Below are 23,145 nucleotides of genomic sequence, written 5' to 3'. Positions count from 1 at the left end.
GCGGAGGCGCGACATGGGTGAGCTGCGGAAACCGTTCCTGCTGCTGGCGTTGTTCGCGATCGCGCTGGTGGTCGCCGTGGAGGTGGGCGCGGCGGCGCTGACCGGCGGCGGTGACGCGGGCTCCGCGCTGCGCGGCAGCGCCGGGCAGCTCGGCGTGGAGCTGGGCGACGTGGGCGCGGTGGCCGAGCCGTCCGGGCGGGGCACCGGTTACCTGGCGCTGATCGACGTGGTGGCGCTCTGGACCACCGGGCTGTTCGCGTTGAGTCTGGTGCTGCCCGACCGGGTGCAGGGCCGGGTGCAGGGCGTGGCCACGCTGGTCTTCTCGATCGTGCTGCTGCTGGTGTCGCTGGTCCTGCTGATCGTCGCGTTCGTCGAGCTGACCGTGATGGTGTCGCTGTTCCTGGCGCCGCCGTTCGGCACGCTCGCCTACCTGGCGGTGTGGGGGTTCTTCCCGGTCGACGACGCGGCCGTGCTGCTCGGGCTGGCGCTGCTGCTCAAGCTGGTCTGGGCCGGGCTGCTCCTGGCCGCCCAGCCGCGTTTCGCGCGCAACAAGGGGCTGGTGCTGCTGGCGCTGACGACGCTGCTGTGCACGGTGGTGCTCCAGTTCCTGCACGGCCTGCTGCCGGTGATCCTGGTCAGCATCCTCGACGACCTCGGCGCGGTGGTCTTCGCCGTGGTGGCGTTGATCTGGGCGCTGGTGCTGCTGGTCGGGTCGATCCCGGCGATCGTCAAGGCGGTGCGCACCACGGCGACCACGTCCGGCCGCACGGTCACCTGACCGGGCGGCCACCGGCGAGTTCGGCCAGACGCGGGAGTTGGGCGGAGTCGGTGAGCGCCGAGCCGACCGCCACCACCCGCACGCCGGCGGCCAGGAAGTCCCCCGCGTTGCCGGCGTCGATGCCGCCGGTGGCCACGAACCGGGCCTCCGGCAGCGGCCCGGCGACCGCCCGGAACCAGGCCGGGCCGAGGCTGACCGCCGGGAACGCCTTGAGCCAGACCAGGCCGTGGTCGAGCGCCTGCTGCGCCTCGGTGGGGGTGGCCACGCCGGGCAGGTGCGGGATGCCGTAGCTGTGCGCCGCGTCGGCGACGGCCAGGTCCAGGCCGGGCGCGACGGTGAACGCCGCGCCGGCGCCGACCGCCTGGCGGACCTGGGCCGGGGTGCGGACCGTGCCGGCGCCGACGAGCCGGTCCCGGCGCCGCCCGGCCGTGGCGGCGGCACGCAGCGCGGGCACCGCCCCCGGCGTACGGATGGGCACCTCCACCACGTCGATGCCGAGGTCCCAGGCCAGCTCCGCGAGCCGGACCGTCTCCTCCGGCGGCAGGTCGCGCAGGATCACCATCACCCGCGCGTCGCCGAACAGCGGTGCGAAGTCGTGCCCGGTCATGTGCCGCTCCCTCCGTCGTGGCGCCGTGCCGGCGCCGCCCACTCCCGGTCGGTCAGCGCCAGCGCCCGGGCGATCCGCGCCGGGTCCGGCGGTGGCGCGTTGTCGCCCGGCGCGGCCAGCACCGGCGCCGCGGTCAGGTGGCCCAGGCGCAGACAGGATCTCAGGTCGACCCGACGCAGCAGCCCGGCGAGGAAGCCGGCGGCGAACGCGTCCCCGGCGCCGACCGGCTCCACCACGTCCACCGGCAACGCCGGTACGAAGACCGCCGGCCCGGTACGCGCCAGCGCGGTAGCGCCGACCGCCCCGTCCTTGACCACCACCAGCTCCGGCCCGGGCAGCAGGTCGCGCACGGCGACCGGGTCGGCGGCACCCCACAGCGTGTCGGCCTCGTCCTGCCCGACGAGCACCACGTCGGCGCGGTCGGCCAGCTCCCGCAGCATCGGCCCGGCCCGGTCGGCGGGCCAGAGCGCCGGGCGGTGGTTCACGTCGAAGGTGACCCGGGCGCCCGGTGCCGCCCGCCCGGCGAGCGCGTGCGCGAGCAGGTCCCGGCAGGTGTCGGAGAGCGCGGCGGTGATCCCGGACAGGTGCAGCAGCCGCACCCCGGCCAGCCGCGCGTCGGCGAGGTCCGCCGCGCCGAGGCGGCTCGCCGCCGACCCGGCCCGGTGGTAGTGGACCCGGGTGCCGGCCGGGCCGGGATCCTTGAGGTAGACGCCGGTCGGCGCGGCCGGGTCGACGGTGACCAGGTCGACGTCCACCCCGGCGGCGGCGACCTCGGCGACCACCCGGCGACCGAACGGGTCGTCGCCGACCCGGCTGACCCAGGTGGCCCGGTGCCCGAGCCGGGCCAGTCCCATCGCCACGTTCGACTCGGCCCCGCCGACGGAGACCAGGAGCCGGGCGGCGTGTTGCAGCGGTCCGCCGTCGTCGGGGGTGAGCACCACCATGGTCTCCCCCACGCAGGCGACCTCCGGCCCGCTCACGGCGACACCAGCCGCGCCGGGACGGCGGCCGGGTCGAGGTGGCCGTCGACCACCAGCACCCGGTGCCGGTTGCGGCGGGGCGTGCCGGCGGCGACCACCGCCGGCCGGTCGAAGGCGTACGCGACGCAGACGCCCGGGTACATGGCGGTGCGGACGAACCACCTGTCGCCCGGCCCGAGGCCGGTGAAGACCAGCGTGTACGAGCCGCCGCCGGGTGCGGTGCCGACGAGCGCCAGCCACGGCGCGGCGGAACCGTTGACCGCCTCCTCGCCGGACGCCTCGCCGGTGAAGACGTCGGGTTCGGCGTCGGTGACCGCCCGCCAGAAGAAGCCGCCGTAGCCGGCTCCGCCGGGACGGCCGTTGGTGCCGGGACTGCCCAGGTGGACGTCGGCGCCGGTGGCGGAGGTGAGCGTGCTGGACACCGTCAGCCACCAGGCGTCGTCGCCGGCCGGGGCGGCGGTGAGCCGGCGGTGCTCGCGCAGCAGCGGCCGGCCGGCCCGGTCCCGCCACGCCAGGTCGTGGTCGAGCCGGTCGGCGGCCCGCTCCCGCCAGCCGGTGTGCGCGACGACGCCGTGGTCGTCGCGCCAGGTGTAGCCGCCGCCGCGCACGTAGGTGCGTCCGCCCCAGAGGTTCGCGCCGTCGACGTCCGGCACGGCCAGCGACGCGCCGAGGTGCCAGACGTGGTCGGCGGGAAGCGCGTCGGTGACCGGGGTGCCGGCGCGGGTCCGCACCGGGTGCAGGTAGGGCCGGGGCCCGTGCCGGGGCTCCAGGTCCGGCCGGAGGACGTAGCGGGCCACCTCGACGCCGGCCACCGTCAACCGCTCCGCGTCGGTCATGACGGCTCCGGCACGGCGGACCGGCGGCGGGCGTCGAGCGCGTGCAGGGCCGCCAGGGCGTACCCCCCGAGGATCGGCACCGCGACCGGGGTGACCAGCGCGGCGAGCAGCGTGGCGAGGCCGCAGGCGCCGGCCGCGGCGGCCCAGGCGCCGGGATGCCGCGCGCAGGTGCGGGCGGTGTGCCGGGCGGCGGACCGCCAGCCCCGGCCACCGGTGCGCCCGACCGCGACGGCGACCAGGCCCGCGTACCCGAGCACCGCCGCGACCACGACGGCGGTGACCGCGAGCGCGGGCCCGCCGCCGGGCACCCGGCCGGTGGCCAGCGCGAGCAGGTCGGCGGCGAGCAGCGCGGCGACGGCGAGCGCGACGGCGCTGACCGCCGCGCCCGCCGGCAGCGCCCGGCCGAACCGGGCCAGGCTGGTCCGGGCCGGCGGCCAACTGCCGGTGACCGACCGGTCGTGCAGCGCGGCGGCGGCGGTGGCGACCGCCGGGGCGAGCGTGAGCAGCGGCAGCGCGGCGACCGCCACGACCAGGCCGAGCAGCGCCAGGTCGGCCGCCTCGGCCACGGTGTCCCGCCAGTCCCGGCGGGGGCGCTCGGCGGTCACCCCTTCAACCCGCTGGTGTTGATGCCCTCGACCAGCATCCGCTGGAAGGCGAGGAAGAACAGGAACACCGGCAGCAGGGACAGGACCGACATGGCGAACATCGGGCCGACCGCGCTCTGGCTGGTCGAGTCGATGAACAGGGTCAGCGCCACCGGCACGGTGTAGTCCTCCAGGGTGGACAGGAAGACCAGCTGCCGGAAGAAGTCGTTCCAGGTCCAGATGAACGAGAAGATCGCGGTGGTGACCAGCGCGGGGCGGCTCAGCGGCAGGATCACGTGCCGGAAGACGCCGTACGGGGTGGCGCCGTCGATCTTGGCGGCCTCGTCCAGCTCGCGCGGGATGCCCCGCATGAACTGCACCATCAGGAAGACGAAGAACGCCTCGGTGGCGAGGAAGTGCGGGATGAGCAGCGGCAGGTACGGCCAGTCGCCACCGACCAGGCCGAGGCTGCGGAACAGGATGTACTGCGGCACGATCAGCACGTGCCCGGGCAGCAGCAGGGTGCCGATCATGACGATGAACCAGACCTTGCGCAGCCGGAACCGCAGCCGCCCGAGGGCGTACGCGGCCAGCAGGCAGGACACCGCGTTGCCGACCACGGTGAGCAGGCTGACCATGGCGCTGTTGAGGAAGAACCGGCCGAAGCTGATGTCGAAGTTGGTCCAGCCCTCGACGTAGTTGCCGGGGGTGAAGTCCTCCGGCAGCAGGCCGATGTTGTTGACGATCTCGGCCTGCGACTTGACCGAGGTGCCGAGCATCCAGACCAGCGGGTAGAGCACCACCGCCACGATCGCCACGAGCACCAGCAGGCGCAGCGCCTGCCGGTTGCCCGGCCGCCGGCGGGCGGTCAGGGCCGTCATGAGTCGTCTCCGTCCGAGTAGTGCACCCAGAACCGGCCGGTGCTGAAGAACACGGCGGTGACCAGCGCGATGGCGAGCAGGAACACCCAGGCCATCGCGGAGGCGTAGCCCATCTCCAGGTCGGTGAAGCCGGAGATGTAGAGCTTCAGCGTGTACATCAGGGTGGAGTCGACCGGGCCGCCGGTGCCGTTGCTGAGCACGAACGCGGCGGTGAAGCCCTGGAAGCCGTGGATCGTCTCCAGCACCAGGTTGAAGAAGATCACCGGGGAGAGCATGGGCAGGGTGACCGCGCGGAACCGCCGCCAGGCGCCGGCGCCGTCCACCGCCGCCGCCTCGTACAGCTCGACCGGGACCTGCTTGAGCCCGGCCAGGAAGATCACCATGGGCGCGCCGAACTGCCAGATCGCCAGCACCATCAGCGTCTGCAGGGCCCAGTCCGGGTCGCTGACCCAGGGCAGCCCCTCGACGCCGAAGAGGGCGAGGAACGAGTTGAACGCGCCGTCGCGGTTGAACATGTTGACCCAGACGATGGCCAGCGCGACGCTGCCGCCGAGCAGCGACGGCAGGTAGAACAGGCCGCGGAACAGCCCGACGCCGCGCCAGGCGCGGTTGAGCAGCAGCGCCACGCCGAGCGCGGCGGCCAGCTTCAGCGGCACGGCGACCAGCGCGAACGTCAGCGTGACCCGCACCGCGTGCCAGTACGACGGGTCGGCGGTGAACATCCGCTCGTAGTTGGCCAGCCCGACCCACCGCACCTCGGACAGCGGGGTGAGGATGTCGTAGTCGGTGAAGCTCAGCCAGAGCGAGAGCAGCATCGGGAGCGCCGTGATGCCCATCAGTCCGATGAGCCAGGGCGAGAGGAAGACGTACCCCGCCAGGCCCTCGCCGTACCGGGCCCGGCCGGCCCCGCGCCGCGTGGGGCGGGGGCCGACCGGTCCGGTCCGGGAGGTCCGGCCGGGCGCCGTGGTGAGGGCCACGGGCCGGTTCCTTTCTTCTCGTCGTCGGGGTCAGGCGATCGCGGCCTTGCAGGCGGTGACGAACTGCTCCGCCGCCTGGGCCGGGGTGGCGCGGCCGTACTGGGCGTTCTCGGCGGCCTTGGTCAGCTCGGACTTGACCTTGCTGTGTCCCTTGATCGGCACCTGCGGGGACGGGCCGAACTTCTGCGCCAGCTCGGACTCGACCTGGATGGACTGCTTCATTGCCGGGTCGGTGACGGTCTCGCTGACCTTCGCCCGCAGGTCCAGGTTGGACGGCAGGCCGCGGTCGGTGCCGAGCAGCGCCACCGCCTCCGGGTCGTTGTTCAGGAAGTTGATCACGTCGACCGCGGTGTCGCGGTGCTTGCTGCCCTTGAACACCGACCAGTACATCGAGGCGCGGGCCCACTGGGCGCTCGGGTCACCCGGGTAGGCCACCACGCCCAGCTCGTCCTTGGTGTTCTTCTTCAGGTCCGGCATCTGGTTGACCCAGACCCAGGAGGTCGTCGACTTGCCGGTGACCACCAGCTGCTTGGTGACGTCGCTGGAGTTGCCCTCGTGGATGACGTCCGGCTTCGGGGTGGCGCCCCGGTCCCGGGCGCCCTTCCACAGCGCGAACCACCTGGTCACGTCCTCGACGGTGAAGCCGAGTTCCGTGCCCTTGTACAGGTCCTTGCCCTGCTGGCGCAGCCAGACCCAGAGCGCCTTGTAGTCGGCGCTCGGGTCCTGGGTGCCGGGCACCTTCGTCTTCTTCGCCACCTGCTCGGCCCAGGCGATGTGCTCCTCCCAGCTCATCCCGGTGGTCGGCTCCGGCAGCCCGTTCCTGGTCAGCAGCGTCTTGTTGTAGACCAGGCCCTGGGTGTTCTCCCCGGCGGCCACCCCGGCGAGCTTGCCGTCGACCACGCCGTACTCCAGCAGGCTCTTGGGGAACTTGGACACGTCGAGCTTGCCGGAGTCGCGGTAGCTGCCCAGGTCGAGCGTGGTGCTGCGGCCGGCGTACTCGGCCAGGTAGTTGTCGTCGATCTGGAACAGGTCGGGCGGGTTGCCGCCGGCGGTGAGCGTGGCGAGCTTGTCGAAGTAGCCCTGGTTGGCCTGCCAGGTCTTCTCGAACGTCACGTCCGGGTGCTTCTTCGTGTAGAGCGCCAGGGCGTCCTCGGTGAGTTTGGCCCGGGCGTCGCCGCCCCACCAGAAGACGGAGAGCTTGACCGGGCCGCCGTCGCCGGCGTCGTCGCCGCAGCCGGCCGCGCCCAGGGCGAGCGGCGCGGCCAGCGCGACCGCGGCCAGGCCGCGGACGAGTCGACGTCGGGTCAGAAGGGTACGGTGATTCCGCCCGGCGGGTGCGCCGGCGGTGGGGGGCGTTGCGGGGTGCATCTGCGCTCACTCCTCGGCTGTGGGAGGCGACGACGTCACCGGTGGCCGTCCACGGGCCGCCCGGGTCCGCACCGCTATGCGGACCCGGGCCACCTCGTCAGGCCCCGGCGCCGTTTCGGCCGGGCTCGGGAGCGGGCCCGGTCGAGTCGCGGACGACCAGTACGGTCTGGAGCATTACCTGTGCGGTGGTGCGACGGTCGCCGGCCGCCGCGCCCCGGCCCCGGGCGCCGCGCGGCGCGTCGGAGTCGTGTTGCAGCAGCATGTCGACGGCCGTCCGGCCGGCGGCCGCGGTCGGCGTGGCCACCGTCGTCAACTTGGGGCGGGTGAGCCGGCTCAGCGCGATGTCGTCGACGCCGATCACGCTGACGTCCTGCGGCACCCGCAGCCCGAGGGCGTCGAGCCCCTCGATCAGGCCGAGCGCCATCAGGTCGTTGTAGGCGAGCACGGCGGTGACGCCGCTGCGGCGTACCGCCTCGGCCGTCGCGCCGCCGCCGGTCTCGGTGGGTTGGTTGGGCCCCAGCACGGTCAGGTCGGCGCCGCCGCTGCGGGCGGCGGCCGCCGCGGCCCGGCGCATCTCCCGGTTGGTCCAGGAGCCGCGCGGGCCGCCGAGCAACGCGATCCGCCGGTGGCCGAGGCCGAGCAGGTGCTCGATCGCCGACCGCGCGCCCTGCCCGACGTCCATCATCACGCAGGGCAGGCCGGCGACCTGGCGGTTTATCACCACCACCGGGACCTCGCGGCTGACCTGCTCGATCAGGCTGTTGCTCATCCGGGGGCTGCACAGCAGCACCCCGTCGACCTGCTTGGCGAGCGCGTGGACCAGGTCCTCCTCGGCGACCGGGTCCTCGTTGGTGTCGGCCACGAACACGTGGTAGTCGCGGTGCCGGGCCTGCCCCTCGGCCGCCTTGATCAGCGGCGGGAAGAACGGGTTGGCGATGTCGGCCACGATCAGGCCGATGTTGTGCGTCCGGCCGGTGATCAGGGCCCGGGCGGCCCGGTTGGGCCGGTAGCCGAGGTCCTCCGCGCAGGCCAGCACCCGGACCCGGGTCTCCGGGTTGACCAGGTGCGGGGCCGAGAACGTGCGGGAGACGGTGGAGATGTGCACGCCGGAGGCCCGGGCGACGTCCCGGATGGTGGCTGGCACGGTGGGCTCCCTCGTCCGATGTGGTGGGGGTCACGGGGGTGCCGCCAATTAATGCAAACGGTTGCTCCGGTGTCAACGGTCCATTGTTACGTCTCGATTGCACCACCACTCCCGGCAGGCGCATAAAAGCGCGCCAATGTGGATTCATGGGGCGGGTTGTCCATCGACCGTTGACGACGTGTAAGCCGACGTGGTTTCTTCGCTGCAAACCTTTGCACCACTGCGGGAGGCCGACGTCATGTCACCACCGACCCGGAAACGGGTCCGCCACGCCCTGGTCGGCGCCGGGGCACGCGCCGAGATGTTCGTCCGGGCGCTCGCGCTCGACCACGCCGACACCACCGAGCTGGTCGCCCTGGCCGACGTCAACCAGCGGAGGATGGACGCGCACAACCGCTGGCTGGCCGAGCTGGGTCACCCGGCCGTGCCCACCTACGCCGCCGCCGACTTCACCGCGATGCTGGCGAAGGAACGCGTCGACGTGGTGCTGGTGACGAGCGTCGACGTCACCCACGACGAGTACGTGGTGGCCGCGTTGCGCGCCGGCTGCGACGTGGTCACCGAGAAGCCGATGACCGTCGACGCGCAGCGCTGCCGGCGCATCCTGGACGCGGTCGAGGAGACCGGCCGGCGGGTCACCGTCGCGTTCAACTACCGCTACAACCCGCTCCACGAGCAGCTGCGGCGGATGCTCGCCGACGGCGCGGTGGGCGAGATCGGCTCGGTGCACTTCGAGTGGCTGCTCGACGTGCGCCACGGCGCCGACTACTTCCGCCGCTGGCACCGCGACAAGGCCACCTCCGGCGGCCTGCTGGTGCACAAGGCCAGCCACCACTTCGACCTGGTCAACTGGTGGCTCGACGCCCGGCCGGTCGAGGTGCACGCCGCCGGGCGGCTGTTCTTCTACGGCGCGGACGGCCGCCGGCACGGCTACGCCCGCGACTACGAGCGGGCACACGGCGCCCCCGCCGCCGCCGACGACCCGTTCGCGCTGCGGCTGGCCGAACACCCGCGGCTGCGCGAGCTGTACCTCGACGCCGAGGCCGAGGACGGCTACCACCGCGACCGCAACGTGTTCGCCCCCGGCATCACCATCGAGGACGACCTCGCGGTGCTGGCCCGCTACTCCACCGGCGCCACCATGACCTACCACCTCACCGCGTACGCCCCCTGGGAGGGCTACCGGGTGATGGTCAACGGCAGCCGGGGCCGCCTCGAACTGGAGGTCACCGAGAGCGACCACGTCAGCCCCGGCGGCGCGTCCGCGCTCAAGGGCGCGGCGCTACACGGCGACGAGGCGGCCGTGGAGCGGGGCGCGGCCCGGCTCACGCTGCGCCCGTTCTGGGCGCCGCCGGTGGAGATCCCGGTCGACGGCTGGACCCGGCGCGGGCACGGCGGCGCGGACGCCCGGATGACCCGGGTGCTGCTCGGCGGCGGGACCGACCCGCTGGGCCGCGCCGCCACCGCCCACGACGGGGCGCTCGCGCTGCTCACCGGCCTGGCCGCGAACCGCTCGCTGGAGACCGGCGCGCCCGTCCGGGTCGCCGACCTGCTCACCCTGCCCTGACCGAGGAGCCCTCCCCCGTGCCGATCATCTCCCCCAGCGACCTGCTCCTGCCCGCCGAGCCCGGCCGACGCGCGCTGGCCCGCGAGCTGTACGCGCTCGCCGCCGAGCAGCCGATCATCTCCCCGCACGGGCACGTCGACCCGGCGCTGCTGGCCGAGGACCGCCCGTTCCCCGATCCCGCCCGGCTGCTGATCGTGCCCGACCACTACCTGACCCGGATGCTGCTCAGCCAGGGCGTCCCCCCGGCCGAGCTGGGCGTGCCCAGCGTCGACGGCAGCCCGGTCGAGACCGACGGGCGGACCATCTGGCGGCGCTTCGCCGCGCACTGGCACCTGTTCCGGGGCACCCCGTCGCGGCTGTGGCTGGAGCAGACGTTCCGCAACGTGTTCGACGTGGACACCCCGCTGAGCCCGGCCACCGCCGACACCGTCTACGACGCGCTCGCGGCCCGCCTCGCCGAGCCGGCGTTCCGGCCCCGGGAGCTGTTCACCCGCTTCGGTATCGAGGTGCTCGCCACCACCGAGTCGCCCCTGGACGACCTGGGCCGGCACGCGAAGCTCGCCGCCGACGGCTGGGGCGGCCCGGGTGGGCGGGTGGTCACCACGTTCCGCCCGGACGACGTGGTGGACATGGAGTTCGACGGCTGGGCGGCCAACGTGGACCGGCTCGCCGAGGTCTCCGGCGAGGACACCGGCACGTACGCCGGCTACCTGGCCGCGCTGCGGCGGCGGCGGGAGGCGTTCGCCGCCGCCGGCGCCACCTCCACCGACCACGGCCACCCCACCGCCCGTACCCTCGACCTGGACCCGGCCGAGGCCGCCGCGCTCTACGACCGGGGCCGACGCGGCCGGGCCGACGCGGGCGACGCGGAGGCGTTCCGGGCGCACATGCTGCTGGAGTTCGCCCGGATGTCGCTCGACGACGGCCTGGTGATGCAGCTGCACCCCGGCGCGGTCCGCAACCACAACCGCTGGCTGCACGCCCGGCACGGGCGCGACGTCGGCGGCGACGTGCCGCAGGCCACCGACTACGTGCACGGGCTCGCCCCGCTGCTCGACGCGCACGGCAACGACCCCCGGCTGACCGTGGTGCTCTACACGCTCGACGAGGACACCTTCACCCGGGAGCTGGCGCCCCTGGCCGGCGGCTACGCCGCGCTGCGCCTCGGCGCGCCCTGGTGGTTCCTCGACTCGCCGGAGGTGCTGCGCCGGTTCCGGGAGGCGGTCACCGAGACGGCCGGGTTCTATAACACCGCCGGGTTCGTCGACGACACCCGCGCGTTCTGCTCCATCCCGGTACGCCACGACGTGGCCCGCCGGGTCGACGCCGGTTTCCTGGCCCGCCTGGTCGCCGAGCACCGGCTGGCCGAGGACGAGGCCGCCGAGACCATCGTCGACCTGGCCTACCGGCTGCCCAAGCAGGTCTTCAAGTTCGGAGGTGAGCCGGCATGACCAGGATCGTGGACGTCACGGTGCACGACGTGCGCTTCCCCACCGCCGCCAGCGGCGACGGCTCGGACGCGATCAACCGGGGCGACTACTCGGCCACCTACGTGGAGCTGACCACCGACGGCGGGCCGACCGGCACCGGGTTCACCTTCACCAACGGCCGGGGCAACGAGATCACCTGCGCGGCGGTCCGCGCGCTCGCCCACCACGTACGCGGGCGCACGGTCGCCGAGATCGCCGCCGAGCCGGTGGCGTTCTGGCGCTCGCTCACCGCCGACGTGCAGCTGCGCTGGCTCGGCCCGGAGAAGGGGGTCATCCACATGGCCACCGGCGCGCTGGTCAACGCGGTCTGGGACCTGCGCGCCAAGATCGCCGGCAAGCCCATGTGGCGGTTCCTCGCCGAGATGCCCACCGACGACCTGGTGGCCACCGTCGACTTCCACCACATCACCGACGCGCTCACCCCGGACGAGGCGGCGGCCATCCTGGACAAGGGACGCGACGGTCTCGCCGAGCGGCTCGCCGGGCTGGAGCGTGACGGCTTCCCCTCGTACACCACCTCGGTGGGCTGGCTCGGCTACCCCGACGAGCAGGTGCGGGCACTGACCCGCTACGCGTACGCGGCGGGCTGGCGCGCGATGAAGATGAAGGTCGGCGGGCGGCTCGACGACGACCTGCGCCGGGCCCGGATCATCCGGGCCGAGATCGGCCCGGACGCGTTGCTGATGATGGACGCCAACCAGGTGTGGGACGTCGACGAGGCGATCACCTCGATGGCGGCGCTGGTCGAGGTCGACCCCTACTGGATCGAGGAGCCGACGCACGCCGACGACGTGCTCGGGCACGCCCGGATCGCTCGCGCGGTGTCCGAACTGTCCGCCGGCCGGTGCCGGGTCGCCACCGGCGAGGTAGCCGCCAACCGGGTCGTCTTCAAACAACTGTTGCAGGCCGAGGCGATCGGCGTGATGCAGGTCGACGCGTGCCGGGTCGGCGGGGTCGACGAGGTGCTCGCCGAGCTGCTGCTGGCGGCGAAGTTCGGGGTGCCGGTCTGCCCGCACGCCGGCGGCGTCGGCCTGTGCGAGTACGTGCAGCACCTGGCGGTCTTCGACCACCTGCGGGTGAGCACCGGGCTGGACGGCCGGATGGTCGAGTACGTGGACCACCTGCACGAGCACTTCGTCGACCCGGTCCGCACCCGCGGCGGGCGCTACCTGCTACCCACCGCGCCCGGCTACAGCGCCGCGATGCGGCCGGAGTCGATCGCCGAGTTCCGCTTCCCGGACGGCCCGGCATGGCGCTGACCGTCGACACCGGCCGGCTCGGGCTGGCCACGCTGCGCCGGCTGCCCGAGGATTGCCGGCCGCTGCTGCGCCCGGGCACCGTGCCGGCCGGCATCGTCCACCTGGGGCTCGGCGCGTTCCACCGGGCCCACCAGGCGGTGCACACCGAGGCGGCGGTCGGCGCGGCCGGCGGCGACTGGGGCATCGTCGGCGTCGCGCCGCGCAGCACCGACGTGGTGCGGGCGCTGGCCGCGCAGGACGCGTTGTTCAGCGTGACCACGCTCGCCGCCGGGGGCGCGTCGACCCGGGTGGTCGGCGCGCTGGCCGGGGTACGGCACGCCGCGAGCGACCCGGACGCGGTGGTCCGCCTGCTCGCCGACCCGGCGATCCGGGTGGTCACGCTGACCGTGACCGAGAAGGCGTACCAGCTCGACCCGGTCACCGGCGCGCTGGCCGCCGACGCGGAGCTGACCGCCGACCTGACCACCGACCGGCCGCCGCGTACCGTGCCCGGGCTGCTGGTACGCGGGCTGCTCGCCCGTGCCGCCGCCGACGCCGGGCCGCTGGCGCTGGTCAGCTGCGACAACCTGCCGGCCAACGGACGCCGGCTGCGCAGCCTGGTGGACCAGTGCCTGGCGCTGGCGCGGACGCCCGACGCGACGCTCGACCGGGTGGCGGCGCTGGTCTCCTGCCCCGGCACCATGGTCGACCGGATCGTGCCGGCCAGCACCGACGAGACCCGGGAGAGCGCCCGGCGGGCGCTCGGCGTGACCGATCTGGCGGCGGTCGCGGCCGAGCCGTGGTCGCAGTGGGTGATCGAGGACGACTTCCCCGGCGGCCGCCCCGCCTGGGAGCGGGCCGGCGCGGTCCTCACCGACGACGCCGGACCGTGGGAGCGGTTGAAGCTGCGCGCGCTCAACGGGGTGCACTCGGCCACCGCCTACCTGGGCGCCCTCGCCGGCGCGGAGACCGTCGTCGACGCGCTGGCGCTGCCGCGCCTGGACGTGGTGCTGCGCCGGCTGGTCGGCGAGGAGATCGCGCCGAGCTTCACCCCGCCGCCGGGTGTCTCCGTGCCCGACTACGGGGAGCAGGTGCTCGCCCGGTTCGCCAACCCGGCCATCCGGTACCGCACGGCGCAGGTCGCCTCGGACGGCTCGCAGAAGCTGCCGCAGCGGGTGCTGCACACGGTCACCGACCTGCGCGCGGCCGGCCGGTCGGCGCGGTGGAGCGCGCTGGTGGTGGCGGCCTGGCTGCGGTTCCTGCTCGGCTACGCCGACGACGGCCGCCCGCTGCCGCTGGACGACCCGCTCGCCGACCGGCTGCGCGCGGCGCTGGCCGATGGCCGGCACACCCCGGCCGGCGTGGTCGACGCGGTGTTCGCGGTCCGCGAGGTCTTCCCCGCCGACCTGGCCGCCGACCAGGAGTTCCGCGCGGACGTGACCGGCTGGCTGACCGCGCTGGAACGCCACGGCGTCCGCGCCACCCTGGCGGCCGCCCGGTGACCGGCGGCGTGCCGCCCCGGGTGGCGCTGGTCGGGGCGAACGGGCACGGGCGCTGGCACCGGCGGATGATCGCCGCGCTGCACGCCGCCGGCCGGCTGCGCCTGGTCGCCCTGGTCGACGTGCGAGCGCCGGAGCCCGAGCCGGACGCGCCGACGCCGCCCGGGACGGAGGTCTTCACCGACCACCGGGCGATGCTCGCCGCGTCCCGCCCCGACGTGGTGGTGGTCTGCACGCCACCGCACACCCACCTGCCGATCGCCCGGGACGTGCTCGCCGCCGGCGCCGACCTGCTGCTGGAGAAGCCGCCGGTGCTCGACCTGGCCGAGCACCGGGAGTTGCTGGCCGCGTCCGCCGCCGCCGGCCGGGCGGTGCAGGTCAACTTCCAGGCGCTCGGCTCGGCGGCGCTGGCCGAGCTGACCGGAGCGCTGACCGCCGGCCGCCTCGGCCCGGTCACCGGCATCGCCACGGTCGCCGCCTGGCAGCGCCCCGACGCCTACTACGCCCGCTCCCCCTGGGCCGGACGGCGGTCGGTGGACGGCCGGCCGGCGCTCGACGGCGCGCTGGCCAACCCGCTCGCCCACGCGCTGATGCAGTGCCTGGCGGTGGCCGAGGCGGTGACCGGCGCGCCGGTGCGGCCGGCCCGGATCGAGGTCGAGCGCTACCGGGTGCGCCCGATCGAGGTGGACGACACCGCGATCCTGCGGCTCACCCCGCACGCCGGCCCGCCGGTGCTGGCCGCGCTCACCCTGGCCGCCGAGGAGCACGTCGCCGGCGACGTGCTGGTCACCGGCGGGCGGGGGCGGGCGGTGCTGGAGTACTCGACCGACCGGCTACGCCTGCCCTCGGACGACCGCCCGCGCGCCGTGCCCGGCCGGCAGGGGCTGCTGGCGAACCTGCTCGACCACCGGGCCACCGGGGCGCCGCTGATCGCGCCGCTGGCGCGTACCGGGCCGTTCACCGTGGTGCTGGACGCGCTGCGGGACGCGCCGGAGCCGACGCTGCTCGGCGGCGACCTGGTGCGCGTGGTGGGCGACGGCCCGGAGCGGGTGCGGGTGATCCGGGGCGTCGACGAGGTGTTGCGGGCGGCGGCCGAGACCGGGGCGCTGCCGTCCGAGGCCGGGGTGCCCTGGGCGACCCGGCCGTACGTCGTGGACCCGCCGACACCACCCTCCACCCGACAGGACGGAACGAGTCATGCGTAGACGAACAGTCGGCGCCGCGGCCCTCGCCGCCGCGCTCGCGCTCACCATCGCCGCGCCCGCGCCGGCCGCGCCCGCGAGCGGGAAGCCGACCCGCGCGGCCGAGCCGATCGGCCGCCAGGAGCCGGCGGCGGAGCCGATCGGCCGTCAGCCGCTGGCGGCGAACGACGGCTGGGCCGCCGAGGGCACCGGCACCACCGGCGGCGCGGCCGCCACCGCGGACCGGGTGCGCGTGGTGCGTACCCGCGCCGAGCTGGTCGCCGCGCTCGGCGGCGACAACGCCACGAACGCCACCGACGCCACCCCGAAGATCGTGTACGTGGCCGGCACCATCGACGGTTTCGAGGGCCCCGACGGCGCGCTCCTCGACTGCGCCGACCTGGCCGACCCGGAGTACTCACTGGCGGCCTACCTGGCCGCGTACGACCCGGCGGTCTGGGGACGGGTGAACCCGAGCGGCCCGCTGGAGGCGGCCCGGGTCCGTTCGGTGGCCGCCCAGACCGCCCAGACCCAGATCAACGTCGGGTCGAACACCACGATCGTCGGGCTGCGCGGCGCACGGCTCACCGGGCTGACCCTGATGATCGACCGGGTCACCAACGTGATCGTGCGCAACCTGGAGTTCGTCGACGCCCGGGACTGCTTCCCCGCCTGGTCGCCCACCGACGGCGACACCGGCAACTGGAACTCCCAGTACGACCAGATCTCGGTGCGCCGCAGCGAGCACGTCTGGGTGGACCACAACACGTTCACCGACGGCGACAACCCGGACCGCGCCCAGCCGGTCCACTTCGGCCGTCCCTGGCAGGTGCACGACGGCTCGCTCGACGTCACGCACACCGCCAGCCTGGTCACCGCGTCCTGGAACCGGTTCGTCGGCCGGGACAAGCTGATGCTGATCGGCTCCTCCAACACGGTCGGCCCGGACGTCGGCCGGCTGAAGGTCACCGTGCACCACAACCTCTTCGACGGTGACCTCCAGCGGCTGCCGCGGGTGCGCTTCGGTCAGGTGGACGTGCACGAGAACCACTACCGGCTCGGCGGCGCCGGCTTCGAGTACGCCCTCGGCGTCGGCGTGCAGTCCGCGATCTACGCGGAGAACAACTTCTTCACCCTGACCGACGACGTCGACCCGGCGGACCTCATCCACGACTGGGGCGGCACCGCGCTCACCGAGCGCGGGAGCTGGGTCCGGCGCGGCGGCCGGCTCCCCCGCCCGGTGGACCTGCGCGCCGCGTACAACGCGGTCCACGACCCGGACCTCGACGGCGACGCCGGTTGGACGCCCACCCTGCGCGCCGCCGCGCCGCTGCCGGCGCCGCTGGTCCCGCTGGTGGTCGGCTTCGGAGCCGGCGCCGGCCGGCTGCCGATCTGACCCGTTCCGACCCGCCGCCCGGGCCGGCGTTCCCGCGGGGAGACGCCGGCCCGGGCAGTTCCTCCGGGGGTGTCGGCTGACACACCGGGCGCGATGCGCGATGATCACCTTCGGCGGACCCGTCCGTCGGTGGCATGAAACGGCGGCCACCGGGGACAAGAGGGTGACGAGCAGGGGGTGGCAGCGCGAGTGGGCGCCCAGGCCCGGGGACGGGCACGGGACGGAGGGCCGGACGTGACGGATGGGACGTCCGGCCAGGTCCTCACCATCGACCTCCCGGCCGATCCCAGCCGGCTCGCGCCCACCCGGGAGCGGCTGCGCGCCTGGTTGCACGCACAGGGCGTCGACGAGTGGGACGTCGAGACCGTGCTGATCGCCACCGGGGAGGCCTGCGCCAACGCCATCGAGCACGGCTACCGCTTCGCCTCCGAGGGGATCACCACGCTCCGGGTCGAGCTGCGCGGCGACCGCCTGGAGATCGAGGTACGCGACCACGGCGGCTGGCGCCCCACCGACGGCGAGGACGCCAGCGACCGGGGCCGGGGGCGGCTGATCATGGCCCGGGTGATGGACGAGGCGACGATCGTCGGCACCCCGGAGGGCACCTGCGTCCGCCTGGTCAAGCGGCTCGCGCCGGCCGACTGACCCGAAACATCGTTTCCCCAGCTCAGGGTCGGGTTAGCCTCGACCCGGCGTGGCTGGCTCTGGACACCCGTGGCAGAACAGTGAACGCCGCGCGTTGCGGCGGTTCTGGCAGCAGATGGCCGAACGGACGCTGCCGGGCTGGCGCCGGTGACGGCGGCCCGGGTCGGCCAGCCGACATCCACGGGCAGCGAAGATCAGCTATAAGGGACGCATGGAGTTTCCCGCGTACCTCGCCACCATGCCGATGCACGCGATCACCGAGATCCACGGCGAGCCCGGCCTGCTGGCCCGCTTCCGGCTGGAGGTCGAGGCGTTCGACGAGGCCGACCGCGCCCGGCTGACCGAGGCGCTGGACCTCGCCGCCGACCTGCACCGCGACGACCGCCGGGTCCGCGAGCCGTACCTGAACCACCTGCTGCGGGTGGCGATCCGGCTGATGCACCACTACCAGGTGCGCGACGTGGAGGTGATCGTCGCGGGGTTGCTGCACGACGCGGTCGAGGACCACCCGGCCGAGTTGGCCGGCGCCGGCTCACCGGCCGGCGCCGACGTGACGGCGGCGGCGTTGGCCACGCTCGCCGAGCGGTTCGGCCCGCGGGTGGCGCGGCTGGTCGCGGCGGTCACGAACCCGGCGTACGACCCGGGTCGGGACCGGGACGCGCAGTACCGGGAGCATGTGGCGGCCAGCCTGGACCGGGAGCCCTGGGCGCGGGTGATCAAGGTGTCGGACTTCACCGACAACGGCGTCGGCGTGATCCACACGGTCGGCCCCAAGGTGGCCCGGTCGGCCGCCAAGTACCGCCCCCTGGTGCCGGTCTTCCGCGAGTTGGTCGCCCGCCCGGACACTCCCCTGTCGGCGGCGGTCAAGCGCCACATCTTCGCCCAGCTCGACCTGGCCGAGGAACGCTTCAGCGCCATCCTCGACCTCCCCAACTGACCCACCCCCGCCAACCTCTGATCAAAGCGCTCCCCGCCTCCGGCCGGCCCCCTTCAGCGTGATCAAGGAGTTCGCGTCGGAGGCCGGCCTCCGCGATGACGCACACTCCTTGATCACCGGGCCGTCCCGCGGTCCGGCTCCGGCAACCTCCGCCTCGACCGGGCTGCCGTCTCCACCGACCGGCGCAGCGCTCGCCATGTCGCCGAGGTGGTGGCATCCAGCATCGCCCGACCACACCACCTCGCCGAGGTGGCGGCGGTGAAGGCGGGGCGGGGGTGGTCAGGTGTGGTCGGGGGCGCCGAGGGCGGCGGTGATGCGGTCACGCAGGGCGGGCAGCCGGCCGGGGTGGTCGCGCAGCACCACCCGCAGGGTGCCGTGACCGCCGGCGGCCGCCGCGCCCAGCACGTCGAGCAGCGTGCCGAGCTGGGCGGGCGGCTCGTCGGCGAGCAGGCCCGCGGCGTCGCGCACGACGAGGGTGAGCGAACCCTCCTCGAGCCGGTCGGCGAGGGCGTCGGCCAGCGCGTCCCAGTTGCGGCCGTACCAGTCGGGCAGCGGCAGGGCTCGGGCGAGCGTCTCGTGCAGCGCCGCCCGGGTGCGGGTGGCCGCGCCGGACACCGGCACGCCGACCGGGTCGGCCGCCGACCCGGCGTCGAGCGTGAGCCAGGCCGGCGGCTGCGGGGACGCTGCGCCCATGGGATCTTGTCCTTTCCGAAGGCGGCGCTCAGAGCCGGTAGAAGTTGCCGTAGTGGTCGGGTGAGAACCAGGTCGTCCCGGTGCTCCTGTTGACCACGATCCGGTACGCGTCGCGCGCGGCGTTGCAGGCGCGCGGGTAGACGTCGTACTCGTAGTAGGTGGCGTTGGTGGGCAGTTGGCCCTCGCGGTTGTAGAACTGACCACCGGCGAAGTTGCACGTGCCGCCGGTCCACGAGTACCAGCCTCGGCTGGTCGGGAAGCTCCTCGCCGACCAGCCGGAGCGCGCGGTGCGGGCGTCCGCGCAGCGGGACAGCGTGCAGGAGCTGTAGACGGCGGCCTCGGCGGGCTCGGCGAGCCGGGTGGAGACCGTGGCAGGAGCCACGAGGGCGGCGGCGGCCACCGCGAGGACCAGGGCGGACGCGGCCAGGGCGCGGCGGACGCGGGTGGCGGCGGCGCGGAACGGGGTCAAGGGATCCTCCTTGAACGAGCCGACCAGAAATCGACCACCATCGTTGGATGGCCGGCGTTCAGTCTGCCCAGGATCCTGCCCGGCGTACAGCCCTCACCCGGCGACCGTGCTCGGAATCCCGGGTGAACAGGCGGTGGCGGGTGCGGACGGACCGAGCCGCCCGCACCCGCCGCGTGCTCAGCGCGCGAACGCCTGGAACTCGGCGATCCGCACGTTCTGCGCCTGCGGGCTGGCCGTCGCGCAGTCGGTCGCCGCCCGCGGGTCGGCGTCCTGCTCACCGGCGTAGTCCGGCGCGCCGGTGCACTGGTTGGTCAGCACCTCGACCCGTAGGTGGGTGGCGGTGGTGCGGGGGATGTCGAACGAGCGCAGCACCAGTTCCGGCGCCCGGGGCCGCGGCGCCACCGCCGGGAAGGCATCCGGCCGGCTCGTGAACACCGGCCGGAAGTCCGCCGCGTCGGCGCAGGTCACCGCGCCCTTGGCGGTGCACGCCAGGACCCGGAACTGCCGCACCGCGGAATACCGGCTCTGGGTGCCGGCGTCGGCGTCCCCGGCCACCGGGGGCCGCAGCATCGCGCTGACCTGCACCCGGCGTACCTGCTGGAGCCCGCCGGCCAGGTCGACGGTGACCTGCCGGCCGGCGACCGGCGCGCCCAGCGACGCCCAGTTGGTGGCCTCGTCCTCGTCGACGATCGACGTCAGGTTGATCCCGTCGCCGGCGACCGTCGCGCCCGCGCCGGCCGAGGCCAGGTTGGGTCGCAGCGCCACCGCGAGGGTGCGGGTCTTCCCGGCCTTGACCGTCACCGGGCCGATCCGGGTGTGCCCGTGGCCGGGCGCCCGGAGCACGAACTCGTAGGTGCCGGGCACCAGGAGAACCCGGTCGGTCAGCGGGGTGGCCGCGTCGGTGTCCGCGACCGGCACCGCCCGGGCCTGGTAGCGCCCGACGAAGAGCTGCGCGCCGGCCACCGGCCCGCGCTCGCCCAGCGGCAGCAGCCGCAGCGAGCCCTCGCGGGCGTACGGCGAGGTGAAGCCCGGCGTCGGGTCGGGGTCGGCGTTGCCGACGCTGGCCGCGGTCTCGCCGAGGCCACGCGTGGCGAACGCGTTCCAGAGCAGGTCCTGGTTGGCCCCGCCGAAGCGGATCCGGTCGGCGGCGAGCATCGCGTCGCGGGCGTCGACCATGCTGACCTGGCTGACCGCCATCAGCAGGAACGAGTCGACGACGAGCTGGATCCAGCGCCGGTTGCCCGGGCAGGCGGTCACCGGCCGCTGACCGTTCGCGCAGGCCTTCTGCACGGCCGGCGTGCCGGCACCCCAGCGGCGCATCATCGCGGCGCGGATGTCGGTGTTGGTGGCGCTCCAGACCTCGCCGGACGCGTGCACCTGGAGGCCGGTGACGTCGTAGTCGACCGACGAGTAGTTCAGCGGGCTGGCGCTCATGTTGTAGTTGCGGATGCCCGCGTTGGGGTCCCGGGTGGTGTACTCGCCGATGGTGAAGCCGCGCCGGCCGGGCGCGGCGTACCCGTGCTCGTACAGGTACTCCATGGCGAGCTGGTCCGACCAGCTCTCGCTCATGCCCTGCGGCGAGCTGACCCCGGCGCTCGGACCGGCGATCATGCGGTTGGTGACCGCGTGGCCGTACTCGTGGGCGATCACCGACATGTCGAAGTCACCGTCCACGCAGGGGGCGTAGAACGAGCCGGCGACCGGCTGCCACAGGTACATGTTGGTGGTCGGCGCGACGCCGTCCGGCGGGGTGATCTGGTTGGCGTTGTTGCGCGCCGGGAACGTCGGCGGGCCGCCGCTGACGCCACCGGCCTGCGCGTTGCCCTGCTCGGCGTCGCCGCCGAGGCCACCCCGGCCGAGGTTGTCCTGCTGGAGGTTCCAGGTGTCCTCGGTGAAGCCCAGGTGGTAGGTCCAGTCGTGCATCCGGTTGTGCATCCCGAACAGGTTCGCCCGGGCCGCGTCGATGTCGTTGGCCTGCGGCGAGGTGAACACCTCCGGGTCGCAGCGCCGTTCCTGCCACTGGTTGGTCCACGGGTAGGCGTAGGTGCGGTCCGGGCGCGGGGTGGCGGTCTCGGTGCCGACGCTGAACGGGTCGTTGCTGAACCAGTTCTGCACCGCGATCGCGTTGTTGCCCTTCGTCGTGGTCGTGGACGCCCCGGTGGCCGGGTCCACGTCCCACGCCGGGTGCCCCGGCACCCCGACCACCTCACGGCAGCCGGCGGCCGGCGCGGCGCACCAGCGCACCCGGGTGTCGACCGAGGACCGGTCGACCCGGGGCGAGTTCGGGAAGACGTCCCAGGACGGGTTGTCCGCCGCGTGGTCGATCAGGTTCTCCCGGACCAGCACGGCGCCGTCGCGGGCGTCCACGTAGGTCGCGTAGGCGGCCGGGTCCGCGCCGGTGGTGTCCGCGCCGAGCACGACCTCCCAGGCCGCGCGCGGCCCCCGGTCCGCGGTGGGCACCGCGACCAGGGAGGTACGCGACACCTGCGCGTCGGCGCGGCCGGAGTCCGCGATCGCGGCCCGTCGCGCCTGCGCGGCGTCGATCGTGGCCGGCGCGGGCGCCTGGGCGTCCCGCGCCAGCGAGGAGCTGACGTGCCGGACCGCTCCCTGGCGTACGCCGATCGCCAGGATGCCGTCGACGGCGGCCGGCAGCTCGCCGAAGCGCTGCCGGAACACCACTGTCGCGCCCTGTCCCATCGGCGCCACGGTCAACTGCTCCAGCGCGGCGGCACCCTCGGCGGTCAACCCCAGCACGTCCCGGTTCGCCGCCACGTACGCCCGGGCCGCGGCGGCCGGGTCGGCGGGCAGGCCGGTGGCGAGCGGCTTGCCGGTCGAGGTGAGCGTGGCCGGCGTACCGAAGTCGGTCCAGCGGACCCGCGCGCCGAGCGCGGCGGCCCGGTCCCGCTGCCGCGCGCTGGCCGCGACGCGGCCCCTGCGGTTGTCGGTGGCCTTGGTGTCGTGCCGGTCGCCCGGCAGGTGGTCGGGTGAGGCCTGGGTGTGGGTCTCTTCCCGGGGTGCCGCCTGACCGCCGGCAGCGGCGGTCAGGACCATGCCGGCTGCCATGAGCAGCGCGGTGGTCCCCGTCAACGCACGGGATGGTGTGCGCACGGTCCCTCCTGTCATCGTCGAACGGCGATGTCCGTCCCGACATCCGACCAGGATGATCGGCCCACCGACACCCGCCGAACATCCATTAATGACAGTGCGTCGATGCCTCAGGTGTCCGCCGCCGTGGGTCCGCCGCGGCTCTGCTCCGGGGTGAGCCGCCGCGTCAGTGCCGCCGGCTCGGCCGGAGCGGGTTTGCCGAGCAGGTGCCGCACCTGCTCCACCGAGCCGCCGCGAACACCCAGGCTCGCCCGGGCGGCCCGGTAGAACCGGTCACGCCCCAGGTCGGCCCGCTCGATCATGTCCGACACACCCGTCGGCGGATCAGGCAGCGCCCGGGCGGCCGACTCGATGTCGCGGACCGCGTGCCGCCACTCCGCGGCCGCGCCGACGGTGGCCTCGTCGCCGAGCAGGAGCACCGCCTCCCAGGCCAGGGTGTGCCGGACGTCCGCCTCGGCGAGTCGGGCCCGCCCCTCGTCCCGGTCCAGCGCCGGCCGCCGCGCCCCGGGGCGGTGCTCACTGAGCATCTGGGTCGCCACGGCGTGGATCTCCTTGACCGCCTTCGTCAGCTCCACATAGGCGTCGAGCCGCCGCTCGTCCCAGCGGACCGTCTGGCTCCGGCGCCAGCGGGTCCGCTCGTTGAGGCCGGTGGCGAGCATGGTGCCGGCCGTACCGACCAGGACACCGAGCAGGGCTGGTAGTTGCGCCGCCAGACCGCCCACCACACTCACCGACCTCACCCTGCCGATCCGCTGACGCCGTCACGCTAT

The 23,145-nt window shown here is 74.5% G+C and carries 21 protein-coding genes; 9 read left to right on the top strand and 12 right to left on the bottom strand.

Annotated features, from left to right (window positions below):
• Positions 1-13: 13 nt before the first annotated feature.
• The gene (locus tag GA0070213_RS01585; protein WP_091055907.1) at positions 14-778 is read left to right on the top strand and encodes a hypothetical protein; all 765 of its coding nucleotides are present in this window, start codon (positions 14-16) and stop codon (positions 776-778) included.
• Here GA0070213_RS01585 and GA0070213_RS01580 read toward each other — a convergent pair.
• From GA0070213_RS01580 to GA0070213_RS01545, 8 genes are all read right to left on the bottom strand, one after another.
• Positions 771-1,385: a bifunctional 4-hydroxy-2-oxoglutarate aldolase/2-dehydro-3-deoxy-phosphogluconate aldolase gene (locus tag GA0070213_RS01580; protein WP_091056628.1), complete on the bottom strand. Its 615-nt coding sequence runs from the start codon at positions 1,383-1,385 to the stop codon at positions 771-773. The two genes, GA0070213_RS01585 and GA0070213_RS01580, sit on opposite strands and share 8 nt — an antisense overlap.
• Positions 1,382-2,365, bottom strand: coding sequence for a sugar kinase (locus tag GA0070213_RS01575; protein ID WP_245716208.1), 984 nt, complete (start codon positions 2,363-2,365; stop codon positions 1,382-1,384). The genes GA0070213_RS01580 and GA0070213_RS01575 overlap by 4 nt, the downstream gene beginning before the upstream one ends.
• On the bottom strand, positions 2,362-3,201 hold the full coding sequence (locus GA0070213_RS01570; RefSeq protein ID WP_091055905.1) for a DUF6807 domain-containing protein: 840 nt from the start codon (positions 3,199-3,201) through the stop codon (positions 2,362-2,364). The genes GA0070213_RS01575 and GA0070213_RS01570 overlap by 4 nt, the downstream gene beginning before the upstream one ends.
• Positions 3,198-3,806, bottom strand: a complete 609-nt coding sequence (locus GA0070213_RS01565; RefSeq protein ID WP_091055902.1) for a hypothetical protein — start codon at positions 3,804-3,806, stop codon at positions 3,198-3,200. The genes GA0070213_RS01570 and GA0070213_RS01565 overlap by 4 nt, the downstream gene beginning before the upstream one ends.
• Positions 3,803-4,666 carry a carbohydrate ABC transporter permease gene (locus GA0070213_RS01560; RefSeq protein WP_091055900.1) on the bottom strand — a complete coding sequence of 288 codons (864 nt, stop codon included), beginning with the start codon at positions 4,664-4,666 and terminating at the stop codon, positions 3,803-3,805. Before GA0070213_RS01560 ends, GA0070213_RS01565 begins: the two co-directional genes overlap by 4 nt.
• Entirely contained in the window at positions 4,663-5,643 is a 981-nt protein-coding gene (locus GA0070213_RS01555; RefSeq protein ID WP_091055898.1) for a carbohydrate ABC transporter permease, read from the bottom strand. Before GA0070213_RS01555 ends, GA0070213_RS01560 begins: the two co-directional genes overlap by 4 nt.
• Positions 5,644-5,673: 30 nt before the next feature.
• Positions 5,674-7,011 carry an ABC transporter substrate-binding protein gene (locus tag GA0070213_RS01550; RefSeq protein ID WP_091055895.1) on the bottom strand — a complete coding sequence of 446 codons (1,338 nt, stop codon included), beginning with the start codon at positions 7,009-7,011 and terminating at the stop codon, positions 5,674-5,676.
• A 97-nt stretch (positions 7,012-7,108) separates the two neighbouring features.
• On the bottom strand, positions 7,109-8,155 hold the full coding sequence (locus GA0070213_RS01545; RefSeq protein ID WP_091055893.1) for a LacI family DNA-binding transcriptional regulator: 1,047 nt from the start codon (positions 8,153-8,155) through the stop codon (positions 7,109-7,111).
• 238 nt (positions 8,156-8,393) lie between these two features.
• Here GA0070213_RS01545 and GA0070213_RS01540 point away from each other — a divergent pair, with 238 nt between their 5' ends.
• The 8 genes from GA0070213_RS01540 (at position 8,394) to GA0070213_RS01505 (ending at position 18,108) form a co-directional block, all read left to right on the top strand.
• Positions 8,394-9,722, top strand: coding sequence for a Gfo/Idh/MocA family protein (locus GA0070213_RS01540; RefSeq protein WP_091055890.1), 1,329 nt, complete (start codon positions 8,394-8,396; stop codon positions 9,720-9,722).
• Positions 9,723-9,739: 17 nt separating this feature from the next.
• Entirely contained in the window at positions 9,740-11,173 is a 1,434-nt protein-coding gene (gene uxaC / locus GA0070213_RS01535) for a glucuronate isomerase (RefSeq protein ID WP_091055887.1), read from the top strand.
• Positions 11,170-12,471 carry an enolase C-terminal domain-like protein gene (locus tag GA0070213_RS01530; protein WP_091055884.1) on the top strand — a complete coding sequence of 434 codons (1,302 nt, stop codon included), beginning with the start codon at positions 11,170-11,172 and terminating at the stop codon, positions 12,469-12,471. The genes uxaC and GA0070213_RS01530 overlap by 4 nt, the downstream gene beginning before the upstream one ends.
• A complete protein-coding gene (locus tag GA0070213_RS01525; RefSeq protein WP_091055882.1) occupies positions 12,462-13,952 on the top strand; it encodes a mannitol dehydrogenase family protein in 1,491 nt (496 codons plus the stop codon). Before GA0070213_RS01530 ends, GA0070213_RS01525 begins: the two co-directional genes overlap by 10 nt.
• The gene (locus GA0070213_RS01520) at positions 13,949-15,154 is read left to right on the top strand and encodes a Gfo/Idh/MocA family protein (protein ID WP_091055880.1); all 1,206 of its coding nucleotides are present in this window, start codon (positions 13,949-13,951) and stop codon (positions 15,152-15,154) included. Before GA0070213_RS01525 ends, GA0070213_RS01520 begins: the two co-directional genes overlap by 4 nt.
• A complete protein-coding gene (locus GA0070213_RS01515) occupies positions 15,147-16,526 on the top strand; it encodes a pectate lyase family protein (protein ID WP_091055878.1) in 1,380 nt (459 codons plus the stop codon). The genes GA0070213_RS01520 and GA0070213_RS01515 overlap by 8 nt, the downstream gene beginning before the upstream one ends.
• Before the next feature lie 234 nt (positions 16,527-16,760).
• On the top strand, positions 16,761-17,171 hold the full coding sequence (locus GA0070213_RS01510) for an ATP-binding protein (RefSeq protein WP_091055875.1): 411 nt from the start codon (positions 16,761-16,763) through the stop codon (positions 17,169-17,171).
• A gap of 211 nt (positions 17,172-17,382) precedes the next feature.
• Positions 17,383-18,108 (top strand): HD domain-containing protein, encoded by a 726-nt coding sequence (locus tag GA0070213_RS01505; RefSeq protein WP_091055873.1) that lies wholly within the window; start codon positions 17,383-17,385, stop codon positions 18,106-18,108.
• A gap of 279 nt (positions 18,109-18,387) precedes the next feature.
• On the opposite strand, the gene GA0070213_RS01500 is transcribed toward GA0070213_RS01505, so the two are convergent.
• The 4 genes from GA0070213_RS01500 to GA0070213_RS01485 all read right to left on the bottom strand — a co-directional run bounded on the left by GA0070213_RS01500 (position 18,388) and on the right by GA0070213_RS01485 (position 23,106).
• A complete protein-coding gene (locus GA0070213_RS01500; protein WP_091055870.1) occupies positions 18,388-18,801 on the bottom strand; it encodes a barstar family protein in 414 nt (137 codons plus the stop codon).
• A 28-nt stretch (positions 18,802-18,829) separates the two neighbouring features.
• Positions 18,830-19,270, bottom strand: a complete 441-nt coding sequence (locus GA0070213_RS01495) for a ribonuclease domain-containing protein (protein WP_091055867.1) — start codon at positions 19,268-19,270, stop codon at positions 18,830-18,832.
• 177 nt (positions 19,271-19,447) lie between these two features.
• Positions 19,448-22,357: a M36 family metallopeptidase gene (locus GA0070213_RS01490; RefSeq protein ID WP_245716207.1), complete on the bottom strand. Its 2,910-nt coding sequence runs from the start codon at positions 22,355-22,357 to the stop codon at positions 19,448-19,450.
• Between the two features lie 128 nt (positions 22,358-22,485).
• Complete coding sequence (locus GA0070213_RS01485; RefSeq protein ID WP_175441163.1) at positions 22,486-23,106, bottom strand: hypothetical protein; 621 nt, start codon at positions 23,104-23,106, stop codon at positions 22,486-22,488.
• Positions 23,107-23,145 lie beyond the last annotated feature (39 nt).

The organism is Micromonospora humi (genome assembly GCF_900090105.1).
In the GTDB taxonomy this organism is placed as follows: Bacteria; Actinomycetota; Actinomycetes; order Mycobacteriales; family Micromonosporaceae; genus Micromonospora; species Micromonospora humi.
The sequence above is the reverse complement of the archived record's forward strand: the minus strand, read 5'-3'. Positions and strand labels throughout refer to the sequence as shown.

Excerpts from the sequence above, each read along its gene's own strand:
- GA0070213_RS01515 (WP_091055878.1), top strand. The coding sequence starts at position 15,147 with ATGCGTAGACGAACAGTCGGCGCCGCGGCCCTCGCCGCCGCGCTCGCG.
- GA0070213_RS01540 (WP_091055890.1), top strand. The coding sequence starts at position 8,394 with ATGTCACCACCGACCCGGAAACGGGTCCGCCACGCCCTGGTCGGCGCC.
- GA0070213_RS01585 (WP_091055907.1), top strand. The coding sequence starts at position 14 with ATGGGTGAGCTGCGGAAACCGTTCCTGCTGCTGGCGTTGTTCGCGATC.
- GA0070213_RS01570 (WP_091055905.1), bottom strand. The coding sequence starts at position 3,201 with ATGACCGACGCGGAGCGGTTGACGGTGGCCGGCGTCGAGGTGGCCCGC.
- GA0070213_RS01580 (WP_091056628.1), bottom strand. The coding sequence starts at position 1,385 with ATGACCGGGCACGACTTCGCACCGCTGTTCGGCGACGCGCGGGTGATG.
- GA0070213_RS01530 (WP_091055884.1), top strand. The coding sequence starts at position 11,170 with ATGACCAGGATCGTGGACGTCACGGTGCACGACGTGCGCTTCCCCACC.
- GA0070213_RS01500 (WP_091055870.1), bottom strand. The coding sequence starts at position 18,801 with ATGGGCGCAGCGTCCCCGCAGCCGCCGGCCTGGCTCACGCTCGACGCC.
- GA0070213_RS01560 (WP_091055900.1), bottom strand. The coding sequence starts at position 4,666 with ATGACGGCCCTGACCGCCCGCCGGCGGCCGGGCAACCGGCAGGCGCTG.
- GA0070213_RS01550 (WP_091055895.1), bottom strand. The coding sequence starts at position 7,011 with ATGCACCCCGCAACGCCCCCCACCGCCGGCGCACCCGCCGGGCGGAAT.
- GA0070213_RS01505 (WP_091055873.1), top strand. The coding sequence starts at position 17,383 with ATGGAGTTTCCCGCGTACCTCGCCACCATGCCGATGCACGCGATCACC.
- GA0070213_RS01525 (WP_091055882.1), top strand. The coding sequence starts at position 12,462 with ATGGCGCTGACCGTCGACACCGGCCGGCTCGGGCTGGCCACGCTGCGC.